Source organism: Rhodanobacter sp. DHG33 (assembly GCF_014843005.1).
GTDB lineage: Bacteria > Pseudomonadota > Gammaproteobacteria > Xanthomonadales > Rhodanobacteraceae > Rhodanobacter_A.
Genome location: NZ_JACYXM010000003.1, coordinates 70,640 through 89,018, shown reverse-complemented (window position 1 = coordinate 89,018; position 18,379 = coordinate 70,640). Strand labels below are relative to the sequence as shown.

Here is an 18,379-nt window from a genome sequence, read left to right as displayed (position 1 = left end):
TAGTGATGGGTACCATGCAGCGTTACATGCGTTTCTTCGTCGCCGCGGTTCTGGCTGTTGCCGCCATGCCCGCCTGCGCCGCCCGCTTCGAGCTCCAGCTGGGCCGCAGCTACATGGACAACCACGGCGCCAACACGGTCTTCCTCGAAGGCGTCTTCGCCGAGCACATGCTCGGCAACACGGGGCTGACCTGGTCGCCGGATGTATCGCTGGGCTGGATCGACGGACGCGACCTGGCGCGCCACCGGCATTACCACTACGCCCACTACAGCTACTCCGCGCACCCCGAAGCCTGGATCGGCGCGGCGGGAGCGAGGCTGCGCTTTGCCGACGAGAACGCCTGGTATCGGCCGCTGTTTTTCTCCTTCCAGCCTGCCGTGCATGGCGGGCGCACCCTGGCGCTGAGTTCTTCCTACGAATTCGTGAGCACGCTGGGCTGGCAGGCGAAGTATTGGAGCGTGCAGATCCGGCACATCTCCAACGGCGACCTGCACGTGCCGAACCGCGGCGAAACCATGCTGTTGCTGGGCATCACCTTGCCCTGAGACGGCAAGGGGACCAGAGCGCGGTTTTGGAATCGGGGACCCGGTGAGCTGCCGGATCCCCGGTCAGGCCCGTGTCGCCACCACCGGCGGCACGTTCGAGGCACGCAAGGCGGGACCGAACACGGCGAGCTGGCCGATGATCCACAGAATCACGGCGCCCACCGGGAAATACCAGCCTGGCAGGCGCCCCAGCTCGTAGTGCAGCATCAGCAGCAGGTTGAGGCCGTAGGCCAGCATCATGCCCAGCACGATGCCGAAGGTGGCGATCAGGAAATTCTCGGTCTGGAAGTAGCGCAGGATGTCGCCGCGGGTGGCGCCGATCGCCCGACGGATGCCGATCTGCCGACGCCGCTGCGCCACCCAGAAACTGGTGAGACCCACGATGCCCACGGCCGTGACCACCAGCAGCAACAGGCACACGCCCACCAGCAGCCAGGCCATAGCGCGGTCGTTGCGGTAGTACTTCTCGCGCGCCGCTTCCAGCGTGGTGGCGTCCTTCGGCGACAGCAGCCGCAGCGGGCCGTCGGTTTTCAGCGCGTGGATGGCGTCGCGGATCACCGCATCGCGCTGCGACGCGTCCCGCACGCGCAGCAGGTAGGTGCCCTCTGCGTACGACAGGTTCACCGGGAACAGCATGGCGTATTCGTAGAACTCCGCCGCGCCGTAGTCCCGTGGCTGCACCAGCGTGTCCACCACGCCCACGACGCGGTTGGTGCCGAAGGCATAGATCACCTTGCCTACCGCCGATTGCCCCGGGAAGAAGTGCTGGGCCAGCGCGCGGCTGATGATGACCGGCACGGTGGCGCCTTCGCCTTCCAGCTGCTCGTCGCTGACGAACTCGTCCGGGTTGAACCAGCGCCCCTCCGCCAGCTTGAGGCCCATCGTGTCGGCCAGCTGCTGGTTGCCGAAGTATTGCGTCACCGTGACGCTGGGTGCCTTGGGCGCGTCGCTGAGGCTGACGCCGCTGCCGTTGAACGAACCGCCGAACAGGGTCTGGTTGACGACCGACACGTTGGCCACGTCGGGAATGGCGCGCAGGGCGGCGAGGTCGGTGCGCGTCTGCGCCATGGTCGCTTCGGGCGAGGTAGCCGCGACGCTGCGTACGTGCACCTGCACGATGTGCGATTCGTCGGCGCCGGAGGGGCGGTGCATGCGCTCCAGGCGTGCGCCGATCAGGAACAATGCGTTGCAGACCACCGCGCAGGAGAAGGCGATTTCCAGGACCAGCAGGCACACTGCGATGCGGTGGCGGGCCAGCGCGCTGAGTATGTGGCGAAAATGCATCGTCGGCTCTCCTGCTCAGTTCGACTTGATGGCGACGGCGGGCGCCACGTTCATGGCGCGCCACGCCGGCAGCAGGCCGGCCAGCAGGCTGCTCGCCAGGGCCAGGGCGAAAGTCGCCAGCAGCATGCGTAGATCCATGTGGATGTACGCGGAGTAATTGGTGGGCTGGTGGCGCACCAGCACGATGCCGATGCCGGCCAACGCCAGCCCGAACACGCCGCCGGCCAGCCCCACCACCCCGGCTTCCACCAGGCATTGCATAAAGATCGCGCGGCGCGATGCGCCAAGCGCGCGGCGCACGCCCAGTTCGCTGCTGCGGCGCAGAAACTTCGCCAGCAGCAGGCCCACCGTGTTGAGCAGGCAGATGCCGAGGAAACCTAGCGCCAGCCACATCTGCAGGCGCACGTCGGAGGGCACCACGCCCTTGAAGTCCAGCCACTGCATCACGTCCTGCAGCTCGATCTCGCCCGGATGGCTGAAGCGCCCGGCGTGCTGCTGCAGCGCGATGTAGTTGCCCAGGTACTGGCGATAGGCCGACACCTTGGCGGCCGAATCCAGTTCCACCCAGTACTGCAGCCACAGGCAGGGCGCGTCCGCGGCCTGCATGTTGCTCGTGTTGTCCCAGCAGTTCGTGTTGCCGCTGGTGGAGAGTTTCATGTCCATTTCCGTGGACAGCGGCATGAACACCTGCTCGCTGTCGCCGAACTGGTTGTTGCTCAGGTCGTAGAAGCGCGGGTTCATGTCCCAGTCGCCCAGCACGCCGACGACGCGCAGCGACTGGTTGCCCACCTGCAGGGTCTGGCCGACGCTGTCCTTGCCGCCGAAGAGCTGCTCGTTCAGTTCGCTGGAAATCACCGCGACGCGCGCACGGCTGGCGTCGTCGTCGCGGCTCCATGCGTGGCCGTAGCGCATCGGCACATCGAACATGGGGAAGAAGTCCGCGCCGGTATAGCGCGCTTCCAGATTCAGCGGATCGCCCTGCGCCGATATCACCACGAGCGAGCCCGCCGACATCGCCGCCTGCCGATCGGCGCGCGCATCGTGCAGCAGTGTCTCGACGTCGCGCCGGGTGAAGTTGTCGGGCGTATCGTCGCTCGCGTGGAAGTGGTGGTCGGGAAACACGTTCATGCGCACGCGGAACAGTTGCGCGCTTTTCTGCGGAATCGGATTGCCCGACAGCACGTGCATCACGGTCAGCGTGGTCATGCTGGTGCCGATGCCCAGCGCGATGGTCAGCACCATCAGGGCGGTGAGCATCCGGTTGCGCCTGAAGCTGCGCAGGGCGAGCAGAACGTAGTAGGCGAGCTGGTTGCCGCCTCGTGCAGGAGTGTCGCGAACCATCGTGCGTTCCCCGGTCGCGGACAGTGCGGCCTCCGGGCTGATGCAGCAATCCGCGTGCCACGCCTCGGCACCGAGGAAATACCCCGTTGGTCAGATGGTTAGAGATCCCGGGCGCGCAGGGACGACTGTCCGCGGACACTTCGCGGACAGCGGACAATCCCCCCGGTTTCAGACCACCTGACGCGCCGCCGCTTTCCTCGTCGTGAGGGTCAGCGATGCGGAGGCCAGCGCCGGGCCGTTCGGGCCGTCTTCGCTCGCCTCGATGCGTATCGAGCCGACGTCGGCCGTCGCCTGGACGATGGCCTGCGCCAGTCCGTTGAACAGCGAGCGCTTCGGCTCCTTGTCGCTCTCGTGGCAGTTGGGGTCGCCGTTGCCCACGCCGATCAGCTTGCCCGCGCCGGAAATGCGGAAGGCGACCTTGTTGTTCGCGATGGGCACCGGGCGGCCATGCTCGTCGAGCACGTCGACCGTGATCATGGCCACGTCCTGTCCATCGGCGTCGATCTGCGTGCGATCGGCGCGCAGGCGCAGCTTGCGCGCCGGGCCGGTGGTTTCGCGGCGGTCGACCAGCACGGTCTGCCCGTTCCTGCGGCCGCGCGCCTCGATCTTGCCGGGAGCGTAGGCGACCTGCCACTGCACGTGGCCGAGCCGCGGCACCGGCTTGATGCCCAGGCTCTTGCCGTTGAGCAGCAGCTCGACTTCGTCCAGGTTGGTGTAGACCCACACCGCGATCTCCTGGCCCTCCTTGCCCTGCCAGTTCCAGTGCGGGAACACGTGCAGGCTGGGCGTGTCCGTCCACCACGCCTTGTAGTAGTGGTAGTAGTCCTTGGGGAAACCGCATAGGTCGACGATGCCGAACTGCGAACTCACCGAAGGCCAGCCGTACGGCGTGGGTTCGCCGCGGTAATCGAAACCTGTCCAGGCGAACCCGCCGGCCAGCCAGTCGCGCGTGCCGTAGAAGCTCCACCATTGCTCCGGCGTCTCGCCCCATTCCACCACGCCGTCATAGCTGCTGACCGTGTTCTTTTTCGGATCGGTTGCGTATTCGCCGCGCGTGGCGATGGCGCTGGAGGTTTCCGAGCCGTACAACGCGCGTTTCGGGTGTTCCTTGTGGAACGCATCCGGGTACTTCAGGTTGTAGTTGAAACCGATGACGTCGAGCGCATCCGACACGCCCTGTTCGTTGTCACCATTGACCGCAGCCGACACGACTCGCGTGGGATCGAGTTCGTGGCAGCGCTCGACCATCGCCGCGCCGATGCGCTCGCCCTGCTGTTCCAGCGCACCTTTCTGCAGCCGCCACTCCTCGTTGCCGATCGACCAGATGATGATCGAGGGCGAGTTGCGGTAGCGCTTCACCATGGTTTCGAGCTGCTGCAGGCCGCTGGGGCTGGAGCTCATGTGCCGCGTCTCGCACATCATCATCATGCCCATGCGGTCGCAGGCCGCCACCCATTCGGGCGTCGGCATGTTGTGCGAGGTGCGCACGGCATTGCAGCCCATGCCCTGCAGCACGCCCACGCGGAACGACTGCAGTCGGTCCGGCAGGGCCGCACCCACGCCCGCATGATCCTGGTGGTTGCAGGTGCCCTGGATCTTCAGCGACTTGCCGTTGAGGAAGAAACCGCGGTCGGGATCGAAGCTCGCCGTGCGTACGCCGAACGGGAACTGCTCGGCATCGCGCGTCGTGCCGTCGACCACCAGCTTGACCAGGGCCGTATAGAGCTGCGGCTCGTCGGGCGACCAGAGCTGCGGTGCATCGATGTGCGTTGTCGTCTTGCAGCCTACGGATGCGCCGGGCGCGACCGCCTGCGCAGGTGTGGTCGCCTGCGCGATCACGCGGCCGGAGGCGTCGGTGATGCTCCATTCCAGCGAGGCCTGCACCGCCTGCTCGCCTTCGTTCTCGACGATGCCGGCCAGTTCGAGGCTGGCCGCATTGCCTTCGACGGCCGAACGCACCACGCTTTCCCAGCGGCCGAGATGCACGGGGTCCACCTTGGTCAGCCAGACGTGGCGGTAGATGCCGGCGCCCTCGTAGAACCAGCCGTCGCCGAAGCTGGCATCGACGCGCAGGGCGATGACGTTCTTGCCGCCGTAGTTGAGGAAGTCGGTGAGGTCGAAACGGAACGGCGTGTAGCCATCGTCGTGCTGGCCGATGAAGCAGCCGTTGACGAACAGCACGATGTCGCGCATCGCGCCGTCGAATTCGATCCAGATGCGGCGGCCGCGGTCGCTGGCGGGGAGCTCGAACGTGCGCCGGTACCAGCCCACGCTGGTCGCCGGGAAGCGGCGCCCGAGCGGCTTGTAGCCGTGCGAGGTCAGCCGCGTGTCGTCGTCGCCGCTGTCGTCGTGGACGGGTGGCAGTTCCACCGCCCAGTCGTGCGGGAGATCCAGCGCGCGCCAGTCCTTGTCGTCGAAATCGGCGGTGGCGATCTTGAAGTCGCCGGTCTTGGAGAAGTCGCCCTGGCCGAACCCGTAGCCGAAATCCTTGGTGGGATCCTCGCCGTTGCCGAACGCGAAGCGCCAGTCGAAATCGAGCAGCCACTGCTCGCGCGGCGCCACGGGCGACTCGCCGCCCGGCGCGGGGAGCGACGGCTTTGCTCCGGGTCCGCTGCCGATGCCGGCGGCCCACAAGGCGCGTGGCAACAGGCACGAGCCTGCCAGTCCGATACCCGAGAGGATGAAGGTGCGGCGCGTGGTATCGACCATGGGCATCGGATCCTGGCAGCGTGCGATTCCACAAAAACTACTCGTAGCGGCGGCAATTTCCAAGGTCGTTTTGCAAATTTGTAGTATTTCCGGAATGAGCCTGGATGCGGATGGCAGGGCGACGATCGGCACACGGGTCGACGGCGGCTGCAGTGCTATGGTGTGCGCCTCCTTACCGTGTCGAGGCCACCTATGCGAACGATTCCGGGTTTTGTCCGCCTGCTCTGCCTGAGCGCGTTGCTGGCATCCGCCAGCGCATCGGTACTCGCGCAGGATGCCTTGCCTGCCGACCTGTCTGCGAAGATCGACAAGGTCGCCAACGACGCACTGGCGAAGTCGGGCGTGCCCAGCGCGTCGGTCGCGGTGGTGCGCGACGGCAAGATCGTCTACGCCAAGGCCTACGGCGACGCGCGCCTCGACCCGAAGACGCCGGCCACCTCCGCGATGCGTTACAGCGTCGGTTCGATCAGCAAGGAGTTCACCGCCGGCGCGATCCTGCTGCTGCAGCAAGAAGGCAAGCTCAGCCTGGACGACAAGGTCGCGAAGTTCTTCCCCGATCTCACCGACGCGGACCACATCACGATACGGCAGATTCTTTCGCACACGGCGGGTTACCAGGACTACTGGCCGCAGGACTACCTGATGCCGATGATGCGCCAACCCACCACGACGGCGCAGATCATGGACGGCTGGGCGAAGAAGCCGCTGGACTTCGCACCCGGCGCGCAGTGGCAGTACAGCAACACCGGCTACGTGGTGGCCGGCGCCATCGTGCAGAAGGTCAGCGGGCAGACTCCGTTCGAGTTCCTGCAGCAGCACGTGTTCCCGGCGCTGGGCGTCACCGATGCCTACGACACCGACCAGCATGCGCTGCCCGCGGGCGATGCGCGCGGCTACTCGCGCAACGCGCTGGGTCCGCTGCGTCCCTCGATGAAGGAAGGCGTGAACTGGATGTTCGCCGCGGGCGAACTCGCGATGACCGCGAGCGACCTCGCCAAGTGGGACGTCGCGATGATCGACCAGAAGGTGCTGTCGCCGGCGTCGTGGCAGGCGATGCAGACCGAGGTCGTGCTGAACAACGGGCTGGGTTCGGGTTACGGTCTCGGCGTGTTCGTCGGCCGCATGGACAACCGCCGCATGATTTTCCACGACGGCGAGGTGATGGGCTTCACTGCCGGCAACTACATCTTCCCCGACGACCGCACCGCGGTCGTGGTGCTGACCAACCAGGACGCGGTGGGCGCCTTCGGCGTGATCGGCAACGGCATCGCCAAGGCCGTGTTCGAAGTGCACGATGCTGCCTCGACGAAGGCGCTGGCGCAGGCCGAGACGATCTTCGCCGGGCTGCAGCACGGCAAGATCGACCGCGGCCTGTTCAGCCCCAACGGCAACAGCTACTTCGACGCGACCGCGCTGAAGGACTACCAGTCCAGCCTGGCGCCGCTCGGCAAGCCCACCGCCTTCACGCTGCGCGCCACGCGCATGCGCGGCGGCATGCAGATGCGCGCCTATACGGTGGAGTTCTCCAAGACGAAGCTTTCCGTCTCCACCTACATGCTGCCGGACGGCAAGCTGGAGCAGTACATCGTGGCGTCGACGGACTGACAACGACGCGGGAACCAGGGCCGGGGCGCGTCATGCGTCCCGGCCCTTTTCATTGCTGTCGCGCTGACCGACGCATCGCTACCGTGCTCACCATCACGTAGCTGATGATCATCAGCAGGAACCACGCACCTAGCTTCGAGAGCGGCACCATGACCCACTCTTCGCGCTGCGCGGGGTAGCGCCAGACGGCGGTGAACGTGCCGATGTTCTCCGCAATCCAGATGAACACGGCCACCAGCCCGAATCCCAGTAGCAGGGGCATGCGACGGTGCGCGTGGCGTATGCGGAAATGGACCCACGTCCTGCCGAACAGCACCGCCACGGCGGCGAACAGCGGCACGCGCAGATCCGGCATGAAATGGTGCGTGAAGAAATTCGCGTAGATCGCCGCCGCCAGCCACATCGTCCAGGCCAGGGGCGGATGCCGGGTGAAGCGGAAATCGAACAGGCGCCACGCGCGGGCGATGTAGCTGCCGATCGAGCCGTACATGAAGCCCGTGAACAGCGGCACGCCGCCGATGCGCAGGAACGCGTACCCGGGATAGACCCATGATCCCACCGCCGTCTTGAACACCTCCATCGCGGTGCCGACCAGATGGAACAGCAGGATCACTTTCGCCTCCTCCACGGTTTCCAGCCGCGTCATCAGCAGCAGGCACTGGATGGCGAGTGCCGCCAGCGTGAGGAAGTCGTAGCGCGCAAGCACGAAGTCGTGCGGGTAAAAGGCCCAGGTGAGCCCGAGCAGCAGCACCATGCAGCCGCCGAACAGACAGGCGGAGGCCTGCTTGGCGCCGAAGCAGACGAATTCGTGCAGCGCATGCGCCCAGCGCCCCTGCGATGCCGCCCAGGCGCCGACGCGGCCATCCATCTGCAGGGCGGCCGCGCTCAGGTTGGAAGAGAAACTGTTTGCCATCGGCGGCTCCCATGCGCGGTGCAGTGGGGAGCCTGGCGGATGCAGATAGCCATCCCGGTGCAGGGCATGGCGGATGCATGGCGAAGCGGCATCATTCTTCGGCCTGCGGCGGCACCGTGCCGGGCAGGCCGCTTTCGGACGCCCGTTGAAAGAGCGGGTCGTCCGATGCGGTGTGCGGCCTACTTCGGCAGTGCGGGCATCTGCTTGGCCACCAGCTTCTGCCGGCGGATTTCCTCGCGCAGCGCCTTGCGCTTGGCCTTGCGCTCGCGGCGGTCGTGCTGCCAGAGGTAGATCGCGGGCGTGCTGAGCAGGGTCAGCAGCTGCGACACGAACAGGCCGCCGAGAATGGCGATGCCCAGCGGCTGGCGCATTTCCGAGCCCACGCCGAAGCCGATGGCCAGCGGCAGCGCCGCGCCCATCGCCACCAGGGTGGTCATGGTGATCGGGCGGAAGCGTACCAGCGCCGCTTCACGTATCGCCTCGGGCGGCGTCTTGCCGTGCTCGCGTTCGGCGACGAGGGCGAAGTCCACCATCAGGATCGCGTTCTTCTTCACGATGCCGATCAGCATCAGCACCGCGATCACCGACATCACGGTGAGCTGGGTATGTGTCAGCAGCATGGCGAGGAAGGCGCCCATGCCCGCGGCGGGCAGCGTGGAGAGGATGGTGAGCGGGTGGATCAGGCTTTCGTAAAGGATGCCCAGCACCACGTACATCGCGGCGATCACCGCGACCAGCAGGAACAATACGTTGGTGAGCGCATCGAGCAGGTCCTGGTTGTCGCCGGTGTACTTCTTCTGCACGCCGTCCGGCAGGTTGGCGGCATAGATCGCCTGGTCCACCAGCTTCATGCCCTCGATCTGGGTGGTGCCTTTGGCGAGGTTGTAGCTGATCGCGGACGATTCGATCTGGTTGAAATGGCTGATGCTGAGCGGCGCGGTTATCGGCTTGATATGCGCGATGGCGGACAGCGGGATCATCTTGTTCTGCGCGTTGCGCACATAGGTGTTGAGCAGCGCATCGGGACTCAGCGTATCGGCCTTGTCCGAGGTGAGCACGACGGAGTATTGGCTGATGTCGGAATAGATCGTCGATACCGGCGTCTGCCCGAAGGATTTGTTCAGCGCGTCGTCCACCTCGCCCATGCTGACTTGCAGGCGCGATGCCGCGTTGCGGTCCACTTCCAGCATCTGCTGCTTGCCAATGGTGTCGTAGTTGGTGGTGACGTCGCGGAACTGCTTCATGCCACGCATCACCCGTGCCACGGCCTGCGTGGGCTGCTGCAACGGCAGGCCGTTGTTGCTGCTGAGCTGGAACGTGTACTGCGGGCCGCTGTTGTTCCCGCCGCCGCCACCGCCCATGAACTGCACCGGCGTCACCGACACGTCCATGTCGGTCAGGCCCTTGAACTTCGCGACCAGCTTGTCCGCTATCTGCTGTGCGGTTTCATGGCGGTCGTTCTTGCCGTCGCCATGCGGTTTCAGGTCGATGAACAGGGTGGAGCGGTTGCCGACGGAGCCGCTGTTGTTGTTGCCGCCGAGGATGGTGGTGGCATCGAGCACGGCAGGCTCGGCAAGCACGGTATCGATGATGTCCTGCGTGCGCTTTGCCAGCTGCGTGGGCGAAACGTTGGCGTCGGCGGAGACCTGGGCCTGCAGCAGGCCGATGTCCTCTTTGGGCATGAAGCCGCCGCCGGCAGTCATACCCACCAGCACGGCCAGTGCAATGGTGAGCACCAGCAGGATGGGCGGCTGCCAGCGCATCAGCCGGCGGTGTTTCATCGCCCAATCAAGCCAACGCTCGTAGAGGCGCAGGAACGACTGGTCGAAGCGTTCGGCCCATTGCTCCATCCTGCCGGGTTTGCGTGCCGGCGCGTTGTGCTCGTGCGCCAGCCAGCGCCCGCACAGCGCGGGAGTGAGCGTGAGCGACACCAGTGCGGAGATCACGATGGTGGCGATCAGCGTCACCGAGAATTCGCGCATCAGCATGGTGAACATGTTGTTGCCGAACACCATCGGCCCGAACACCGCGATCAGCGACAGCGTGATCGAAATCACCGTGAAGCCGATCTCGCGCACGCCGGTGTACGCGGCCTCCAGTGCCGGCATGCCCTGTTCCATGTGGCGCACGATGTTTTCGATCACCACGATGGCGTCGTCCACCACGAAGCCCACGCACAGCACCAGCGCCACCAGCGACAGCGTGTTGAGCGTGAAACCCATGGTCCACATCAGCACGAACGCGCCGGCCAGCGACAGCGGTACGCTGAACATGGCGATCACCGTGGGCCGCAGGCGGCGCAGGAACACCAGCATCACCAGCGCCACCATCACCACGCTCAGCACCAGCGCCACTTCCACTTCGTGCAATGCGGTCTTGGTGGTGTTGGTGAGGTCGAAGATCGGGCGTATCTGCACGTCAGCCGGCATCAGCGCGTGCAGTTCGGGCAAGCGGGCGAGGATGGCCTCCACCGTGGCCACCGAGTTCGCCTCGGGCCGCTTGCTGATTTGCAGCAGCACGGCGGGCTGCTTGTTGAACCAGTTCGCGGCGTACTCATCCTGCTGGCCGCCGGTGATGGTGGCCACGTCGGCCAGCCGCACCGGTACGCCGTTATGGCTGGCGATGATCAATTTGGCGAAGTCGTCCACGGTGTGCAGCGAGTCGTTCGCGCTCACCGTGAACTGCGTGGTGCCGTTGCTGAGCGCGCCCTGCGGCGCAGTGACGTTGGCCGCCATCAAGGCGTTGGATATGTCGTTCGCGGTGATGCCGACGTGCGCCATCGCATTGGAATGCAGCGCCACCCGCACCGCATGCGCCGAGCCGCCCACTTGCACCTGCGCCACGCCGGGCACCTGCGCCACCGCCGGTTGCAGCAGCGTGTCGGTGAGGTCGTAGAGCTTGTCCGGGGACAGGCTGGCGGAAGTCACCGCAATCAGCAGGATGGGAATCTGCGACGTATCGGCCTTGAAGTACTGCGGCGGCGAAATGCCGGTGGGCAGATCGGGCATGGCGGCATTGATCGCCTGCTGCACATCGCGCGCGGCCTCGTCCGAGTTGCGGCTCATGTCGAACATGATCTGGATCTGCGAACCGCCTTCGCTGGAGTCGGACGACATCTGCTTGATGCCGGGGATGCGGCCCAGGTGCCGTTCCAGCGGTGCCGTCACCGTGTTCGCCATGGTCTGCGCGCTGGCGCCGGTATCCGACGCCACCACCGCGACGAAGGGGAACTCGATTGACGGCAACGCCGCCACGCCCAGCAGCAGGTAGGCCCAGAAGCCGGCGATGGCCAGGCCGATCGCCAGCAGCGAGGTGCCGACGGGTCGGCGGATCATGGGGGCGAAAATATTCACGTGTCCTCCGTGGCGCGCAGCATAACGGGTGACCCTGCGCGACATGCAGTGACAAGAGTCAGTTCCCGGTCATAGGCCCTTTATGACGCGGCTCGTGCGGCGATGTATGTGCCTGAAGACGGGCCCCTGCCGAAAGGCAGGGGGATCCGTTCATGGTGGCGCCGTCAAGAAGATTGCCGATTACGGGAGGGATTTTGTAAGACGATTTCGCCTATCTGCAGGCAACCGAAACCGCTTTGTCCTCCTGCCATCGCCTCAGGAGCCACTGGCGCAAGAAAACCCGCCGTGAGCACGCCAAGGCGGAAGATTTCCGCGATGTCCGCCGGCAGCGCATGCCGAAGAGTGGCGACAAACCGGAACGAACGCCTCAACCGCTGTGGTCGGCGATATAGATCAGCCGCCCGTCGTGCTGCCGGAATTCGCTGCGCCCTTCCATCGCGATGGATTGCCCTGCGCGCACGCCGTTGGGCAGGTCGATGGCGAAGGTCCCTTCGAAGTGGATGCCGGCGTAGGCGCAGCCATCCGCCTCGCGCCATGCGGTGACGGTCTGCCGGCGCATCGAGAACAGGTGGCGCGAGCTTTCGGCCAGGTGCCGCAGTTCCGCGATGCCGATGGTGCGCAGGGCGAGCACGCCGGCGCTGTAGTTCTCGAACACCACCTCGTCCTGCATCGTCGCCAGCATGGCGTCGACGTCCATGCGGTTGTAGGCGTCGATGTAGCGGTCGACCAGGGCGCGCATGCGGTGGTTCCAGGTGGGCGGGGCGTGCATTTCAGCACGCGCCCACCCCGCCTGCCAGTCAGTGCTTCACGTTGTCCGTGTTCTCGATGAAGCCCGCCACGTTGTCATGCAATTGCTTCAGCGACGGCACATGCGCGTACACCATGTGGCCGGAGGGGTACCAATGGTAGGAGATGTTCCGCTGCAGGGAGTCGGGAATCGGCAGATGGCGCATCTCGTACTGGGCCGCGAAGAACGGCGTGGCGAGGTCGTAGTAGCCGCCGTTGAGCATCACCTTGAGGTTCGGGTCGGTCTTCATCGCCGTCGCCAGGTCCGGCATCACGTTGGTGGACTGCTGTAAGGCCTCGTGGCTGCCCGGCGCGCGATGCGACATGTCCCAGCGCGGGATGTCGGCGTATTCGCGGTAGGTCTGGCCGTCGCCGTACTTCAGGTCCTTGCGCACGTAGTCGTTGAAGGCGGCAATGTAGGCGGAGCTGATCGCCGAGGACTGCGGGTCGTAGTCGGACTCCTTGCCCAGCGGATCCAGCGCGGGACCGGAGAAGCGGGTGTCGAGGCGGCCGGTAGTGGTGTCGTCGTCGGCCTGCAGCTCGTGCTCGAACATGCCGCCGGTGACGCGCAGGTTGGCCTTGACCCAGTACGCCGCAGGCAGGCCGGTGTACTGGTACAGCTTCTCGGCGATGGCCTGCTTGCGCGCGGCGTCGAGCTGCGAGCCGGCGATCAGCGCCTGCGCGTAGTCGCCGGTGGCGAACTGCTCGACTTCGCCGATCAGGGTTTCCACGTCGGCCGGCGGCGAAGGCAGCTTGTGGTGGTACCAGGCGGTGGCGGCATAGGTGGGCAGCGCCAGCCAGTAGGGCTGATCCACGCCGGGGTTGGTGTCCGGGCCGTCGACGCTGTTGTCGAAGCTGAGGATCTGCGACAGCAGGATCACGCCGTTGAGGTCCACGCTGTTGTCGTTGGTGAGGATGTTGGCCACCATCGCCGAGCGCGTGGTGCCGTAGCTCTCGCCGAACAGGTACTTCGGCGAATTCCAGCGGCCGTACCTGGACAGGAACTGCGTGATGAACTGCGCGAACGCATGGCCGTCGCCGTCCACGCCGTAGATCGCCTTCTGGCGATCCTTCATCTGCTCGGCGCGCTTGCCCGGATCCTTGTCGTCGGCGATCAGCCGGCTGAAGCCCGCGCCCGGCGCGTCGATGAACACCAGGTCGGAGGCGTCGAGCAGGCTGTAGTCGTTGTTCACCAGCTGGTACGGCGCGGCGGGGGTGTGGGAATCGTCGGCAGTCACCACGCGCCTGGGGCCGAACGCGCCCATATGCAGCCACACCGTGGCCGAACCGGGGCCGCCGTTGTAGATGAAGGTGACGGGACGCTCGCCCGCCTTCGCGCCCTTCTTGAAATAGGCGGTGTAGAACATGCTCACCGTGGGCTCGTGTTCCTTGTCGCCCGTGCCGTGCAGCACCAGGGTGCCGGCCACGGCCTGGTAGCGGATGCTCTTGCCTTCCACGCTCACCGAGCCTTCGCTGGTCGAGGATTGCGGCGTGGTCAGGGCCGCCTCGGGCGTATCGGCCTGGGCATCCTTGTCGGATTTCTTGCCGCTGTCGGCGGCGGCGGCGGTGCTGAGCAGCAGGGCGGACAGGGCCGCGGCGAGGGCGAGCTTGCGCATGGAGGGGAACTCCTCGGAGGATCACCGCAGCATAGGAAGCGCTTTCGCGCAGCCGCATGCCCCGGAAGTCACGTTCCGTGCGTCAGCAGCACGATGGCCAGCAGCGCGAGCAGCAGCGCGGCGAGGTTGAGGCGGCTCAGGCGCTCGCGGAACAGCAGCACGCCGGCCAGCGCGCCCAGCACCACCACGCCGAGGTTCATGCTGGCGAACACCAGCGCCGGATGCTGCGGCAAGGCACGGTGCGCGCGCAGGTAGAACAGGATGTTGCCGAAGTTGAGCAGCCCCAGCAGCAGGCCGCCCAGCACGCCGCGCAGCGTGAAACGCACGCCGTTGCGCGCGCGTTGCCACACGGCCAGCACCAGCGCCACCGGCAACGACAGCGCGAACATCGCCAGCAGCGAAGTACCCAGCGGCACGCCCGCCGCCGCCACGCGCTTGAACAGCACGTCGATCGCGCCGAAGCCGACGAACACCAGCAGCGGCCAGTACCAGCCGGCCGCGCCTTTCGCGTCCTGGCCGTGCTGCGAGCGCCATACCATGCCGAGCAGGGCGAGCAGGCCCAGCGCGCAGCCCAGCGCCTTCGTCGCGTCCAGCCGCTCGCCGAACAGCACGAACGCCGCCAGCAGCGACAACAGCAGCGACAGGCGCTGCGCCACGTCCGAGCGCACGATGCCCGCATGCCGCACCGACGCGCCCAGGGCGACGAAGATCGTGGGCAGCAGCACGCCCAGGCCCGCCAGCGCGAACCACGGCGCGCCCGGCGCGCGCAGCGGCGCCAGCGCGGGCTGGAACAGCAACGCAGCCAGCATCACCGCCGCCACATAGTTCCATGCCACCAGCTGGGCCACGTCCAGGCCGAAGCGCCGCGCCAGCTTCAGCAGCACCGACACCAGCACGCTGCAGATGGCGCTCGCCAGCACGTAGATCATCGAACGGTTCCTGAGGCGTGAGGACGGCGAGCTTAACGCCTGGATCGTCGATTGCCGCAGGCGTCGCCGCATGGAAGCATGGCCGCACCACGCAGACCACGGGACTTCCATGGAAATCCGCTTGCTCGACCCGCGCGATGCCGCTGCCTATCAGGCGTTGCGATTGCAGGCGCTGCGCGGCAGTCCGCATGCCTTCAGCGCCAGTCACGACGACGAGGCGGCCCGCAGTCTCGATGAAGTGGCAGCGCGCATCGTGCCGGCTGCGGACGGCTCCGTGTGCATGTTCGGCGCCTTCGAGCACGGCGAGCTGGCCGGCTTCGTGGCGCTGATCCACCCGCAGCGGGCGAAGCTTCGCCACGGCGTCGAGCTGGCCGGCATGTACGTGGCGCCGGCATGGCGCCGCCACGGCCTGGGTCGGGCGCTGCTGCAGGCGGTGATCGCCCATGCGCGCGCCATCGACGGGGTGCGCCAGATCGGGCTTGGCGTCAACGCGACGAATGCCGCGGCCAAGGCCTTGTACGCATCCGCGGGTTTCGCGAGCTGGGGCGTGCAGCCGCAGGCGCTGCGGGTCGGCGATGCGTTTTACGACGAGGAGCATCAGCTGCTGCGCTTCGACGCCGGGAACTGACGCGGCGCGCCGGCCATATTTAACCCGGGTATTATTGACAACGCTTTTGACCCGGGTAAATATAGGCGCCCGTTCGCATCACGGACCGCGCCATGTCTACGCCCGAGCATCCCAGCTGCACCGCCTTCGACGGCCACACGCTCATCGCCTCCGGCGCGCTCGCCGAGGTGGCGCGGGCGGTGAAGCGCGTGCTCGACAAGGATCCGAAGCGGATGCCGGTGATACTCGACGACGCCACCGGCCAGCCGGTGGAGATCGACTTCCGCGGCAGCGCGGACGAAGTGCTGGCGCGCCTGCAGCCTGCGGCCGAGGGCGATGCTCCGCGTGGCGCGGGACGTCCGCGGCTCGGCGTGGTGGCGCGCGAGGTGACCCTGCTGCCGCGCCACTGGTATTGGCTGAACAGCCAGCCCGGCGGCGCTTCCGTCACGCTGCGCAAGCTGGTGGAAGAGGCGCGGCGCAACGTCAGTGCCAAGGATCGCGCGCGCCTTGCGGGGGAGGCCGCGGACCGCTTCATGCGTGTCGTCGGGGGCGACCTCGCCGGTTACGAGGAAGCCTCGCGCGCGCTGTGGCGCGGCGACCGCGAGGCCTTCAACCGCCATACCCGCGGCTGGCCGAAGGACGTGCGCGAACACGCCCGCCGGCTCGCCGCGATTGCCCGCGATGCTCAGGCCGACATGGGCTGAAGCAGCCGCGCGACAAAACCTTCCTGCTGGAATTTCCGATGTCCTCCGCAACTCCCAAAATCTCGCCGCTCGCCCATCGCGATTTCCGCCTGCTGTTCGGCGGCAGCTCGATCTCAGCGCTCGGCGACCAGTTCACCCTCGTGGCGCTGCCGTGGCTGGTGCTCAAGCTCACCGGCAGCCCCGCCGCGCTGGGCCTGGTGCTGGCGACGATGGCGTTGCCGCGCGCGGCCTTCATGCTGATCGGCGGCGCGGTGGTGGACCGCCTTTCGCCGCGTCGCGTGCTGCTGTGGGCGCGGGCGATCAACGCCTTGCTGATTGGCACGTTGACCCTGCTGGTGTTCAGCGGCGCGATCCGGATGCCGATCGTCTACGCGCTGGCGCTGGGCATCGGCCTGTCCACGGCCTTTGCCTATCCGGCAGCTTCCGCGCTGCTGCCGCGCCTGCTGGCGCCGCAGGAGCTGCAGCCGGCGAATGCGCTGATGATGGGCGCGCGCCAGTTGAGCGTGTTCGTGGGACCCGCGCTGGCGGGCCTGGTGATCGGCACCGGCGCGGCACCGAGCGCGGCGACGCATGGCGTGGTCGATGCCGGCGGTCTCGGCATGGCGTTCGCCATCGACAGCGCGAGCTTCATCTGTTCGTTGGTGGCGCTGATCCTGATCCGCACGCACGATGAAGCGCATGCCCGCGCGCACGAAGGCCACGTGCTGGCGAATGTGCTGGGCGGCCTGCGCGCGATCTGGGCCGACTTGCCGCTGCGCGCCTTCATGCTCTACGTGGCGGTGGTGTCGGTGTTCGTGGGCGGCCCGCTGCAGGTGGGTCTGCCGGTGCTGGCCGATACGCAGCTGGATCACGGCGCCGCTTCGCTGGGCATCCTGATGACGGCGAACGGCGGCGGCATGCTGGTCGGCGGATTCCTGTCGGGCTGGGCCGGCCGGCTGGCGCGAGGGCAGCTGGGCCTGATGATCCTGTGCATCGACAGTCTTGCGGGACTGGCCTTGGCCGCGTTGGCCTTCGATCATTCCACCGTGGTGGGCGCCACGCTGCTGGCCTGTACCGGCGTGTTCGCCGGCATCGCGCAGATCGCCGTGGTGAGCTGGATCCAGCGCCGCGTGCCGCCGGCGATGATGGGTCGCACGATGAGCGTGCTGATGTTCGCCTTCATGGGCCTGGGGCCGCTGTCGGCGGCCATCGCCGGCAGCCTGCTGAAGGTGATTTCGCTGCCGGCGTTGTTCGCGGCGGCGGGGCTGATGCTGACCGCCATCGCGTTGACGTGCATGGGCAGTCCCGCCCTGCGCAGCATCGGCACGCCGCTGCGCGTGCCGGATGCGGCCTGATCAGCGGGCGCGTACTGCCGCGGCTTCGCGCGCCAGCTGCTCGATGCCGGCCCAGTCGGCGGCCGCGAGCTTGTCCTTGGGCGTGAGCCACGAACCGCCCACGCAAGCGACGTTGGGCAGGGCGAGGAAGTCCGGTGCGGTGGCGAGGCTGATGCCACCGGTGGGGCAGAAGCGGATCTGCGGCAGCGGGCTGGCCCAGGCGCCGAGCAATTTCACGCCGCCCACGGGCACGGCCGGGAACAGCTTGAGGTGCTTGTAGCCGCGTTCGAGCAGGCTCATCGCCTCGCCTGCGGTGGCCACACCGGGCAGCAGCGGCAAGGCGCTGGCATCGGCGGCATCGAGCAGTTTCGGCGAGACGCCGGGCGACACCGCGAAGCGCGCACCGGCCGCGCGGGCGGCCTCAAGCTGCTGGCCGTCGAGCACGGTGCCTACACCGACCACCGCGTCTTCCACTTCGCTGGCGATGGCGCGGATCGCATCCAGCGCCACCGGCGTGCGCAGCGTCACCTCGATGCTGCGGATGCCGCCGGCGACCAGCGCGCGCGCCATCGGTACGGCATGGGCCAGTTCGTCGATGATCACCACCGGCACCACGGGCGCCAGTGCGAGGATCTCGGCGAGTTGCTGCTGTTTGGTTTCCTGCAAGGTCATGG

14 protein-coding genes are annotated in these 18,379 nt (G+C 67.0%); 5 read left to right on the top strand and 9 right to left on the bottom strand.

Going from position 1 to position 18,379, the window contains the following annotated elements:
• The first annotated feature begins 14 nt into the window (after positions 1–14).
• Positions 15–545, top strand: a complete 531-nt coding sequence (locus IHE46_RS06650) for an acyloxyacyl hydrolase (RefSeq protein WP_225562862.1) — start codon at positions 15–17, stop codon at positions 543–545.
• 63 nt (positions 546–608) lie between these two features.
• On the opposite strand, the gene IHE46_RS06645 is transcribed toward IHE46_RS06650, so the two are convergent.
• From IHE46_RS06645 to galA, 3 genes are all read right to left on the bottom strand, one after another.
• On the bottom strand, positions 609–1,829 hold the full coding sequence (locus IHE46_RS06645; RefSeq protein ID WP_192163853.1) for an FtsX-like permease family protein: 1,221 nt from the start codon (positions 1,827–1,829) through the stop codon (positions 609–611).
• 15 nt (positions 1,830–1,844) lie between these two features.
• Complete coding sequence (locus IHE46_RS06640; RefSeq protein WP_192163852.1) at positions 1,845–3,170, bottom strand: ABC transporter permease; 1,326 nt, start codon at positions 3,168–3,170, stop codon at positions 1,845–1,847.
• A gap of 168 nt (positions 3,171–3,338) precedes the next feature.
• Positions 3,339–5,879, bottom strand: a complete 2,541-nt coding sequence (gene galA, locus IHE46_RS06635; protein WP_192163851.1) for a beta-galactosidase GalA — start codon at positions 5,877–5,879, stop codon at positions 3,339–3,341.
• A gap of 192 nt (positions 5,880–6,071) precedes the next feature.
• Between galA and IHE46_RS06630 the strand changes: the two genes are divergently transcribed.
• Complete coding sequence (locus IHE46_RS06630) at positions 6,072–7,484, top strand: serine hydrolase domain-containing protein (RefSeq protein WP_192163850.1); 1,413 nt, start codon at positions 6,072–6,074, stop codon at positions 7,482–7,484.
• 49 nt (positions 7,485–7,533) lie between these two features.
• Here the strand turns inward: IHE46_RS06630 and IHE46_RS06625 are convergent, their stop codons facing one another.
• The 5 genes from IHE46_RS06625 to IHE46_RS06605 all read right to left on the bottom strand — a co-directional run bounded on the left by IHE46_RS06625 (position 7,534) and on the right by IHE46_RS06605 (position 15,081).
• Positions 7,534–8,397, bottom strand: coding sequence for a DUF817 domain-containing protein (locus IHE46_RS06625; RefSeq protein WP_192163849.1), 864 nt, complete (start codon positions 8,395–8,397; stop codon positions 7,534–7,536).
• 179 nt (positions 8,398–8,576) lie between these two features.
• A complete protein-coding gene (locus IHE46_RS06620) occupies positions 8,577–11,750 on the bottom strand; it encodes an efflux RND transporter permease subunit (protein WP_192163848.1) in 3,174 nt (1,057 codons plus the stop codon).
• Between the two features lie 367 nt (positions 11,751–12,117).
• Positions 12,118–12,489 carry a nuclear transport factor 2 family protein gene (locus IHE46_RS06615; RefSeq protein ID WP_192163847.1) on the bottom strand — a complete coding sequence of 124 codons (372 nt, stop codon included), beginning with the start codon at positions 12,487–12,489 and terminating at the stop codon, positions 12,118–12,120.
• 58 nt (positions 12,490–12,547) lie between these two features.
• Positions 12,548–14,152 (bottom strand): peptidase S10, encoded by a 1,605-nt coding sequence (locus tag IHE46_RS06610; protein ID WP_192163846.1) that lies wholly within the window; start codon positions 14,150–14,152, stop codon positions 12,548–12,550.
• Positions 14,153–14,220: 68 nt separating this feature from the next.
• Positions 14,221–15,081: an EamA family transporter gene (locus IHE46_RS06605; protein ID WP_192163845.1), complete on the bottom strand. Its 861-nt coding sequence runs from the start codon at positions 15,079–15,081 to the stop codon at positions 14,221–14,223.
• 109 nt (positions 15,082–15,190) lie between these two features.
• Here IHE46_RS06605 and IHE46_RS06600 point away from each other — a divergent pair, with 109 nt between their 5' ends.
• From IHE46_RS06600 to IHE46_RS06590, 3 genes are all read left to right on the top strand, one after another.
• On the top strand, positions 15,191–15,709 hold the full coding sequence (locus IHE46_RS06600; protein WP_192163844.1) for a GNAT family N-acetyltransferase: 519 nt from the start codon (positions 15,191–15,193) through the stop codon (positions 15,707–15,709).
• Positions 15,710–15,801: 92 nt separating this feature from the next.
• The gene (locus tag IHE46_RS06595) at positions 15,802–16,392 is read left to right on the top strand and encodes a DUF2239 family protein (protein ID WP_192163843.1); all 591 of its coding nucleotides are present in this window, start codon (positions 15,802–15,804) and stop codon (positions 16,390–16,392) included.
• Between the two features lie 38 nt (positions 16,393–16,430).
• Positions 16,431–17,726 (top strand): MFS transporter, encoded by a 1,296-nt coding sequence (locus tag IHE46_RS06590; RefSeq protein ID WP_192163842.1) that lies wholly within the window; start codon positions 16,431–16,433, stop codon positions 17,724–17,726.
• Here the strand turns inward: IHE46_RS06590 and eda are convergent, their stop codons facing one another.
• On the bottom strand, positions 17,727–18,377 hold the full coding sequence (eda, locus tag IHE46_RS06585; protein ID WP_192163841.1) for a bifunctional 4-hydroxy-2-oxoglutarate aldolase/2-dehydro-3-deoxy-phosphogluconate aldolase: 651 nt from the start codon (positions 18,375–18,377) through the stop codon (positions 17,727–17,729).
• Positions 18,378–18,379: the final 2 nt, after the last annotated feature.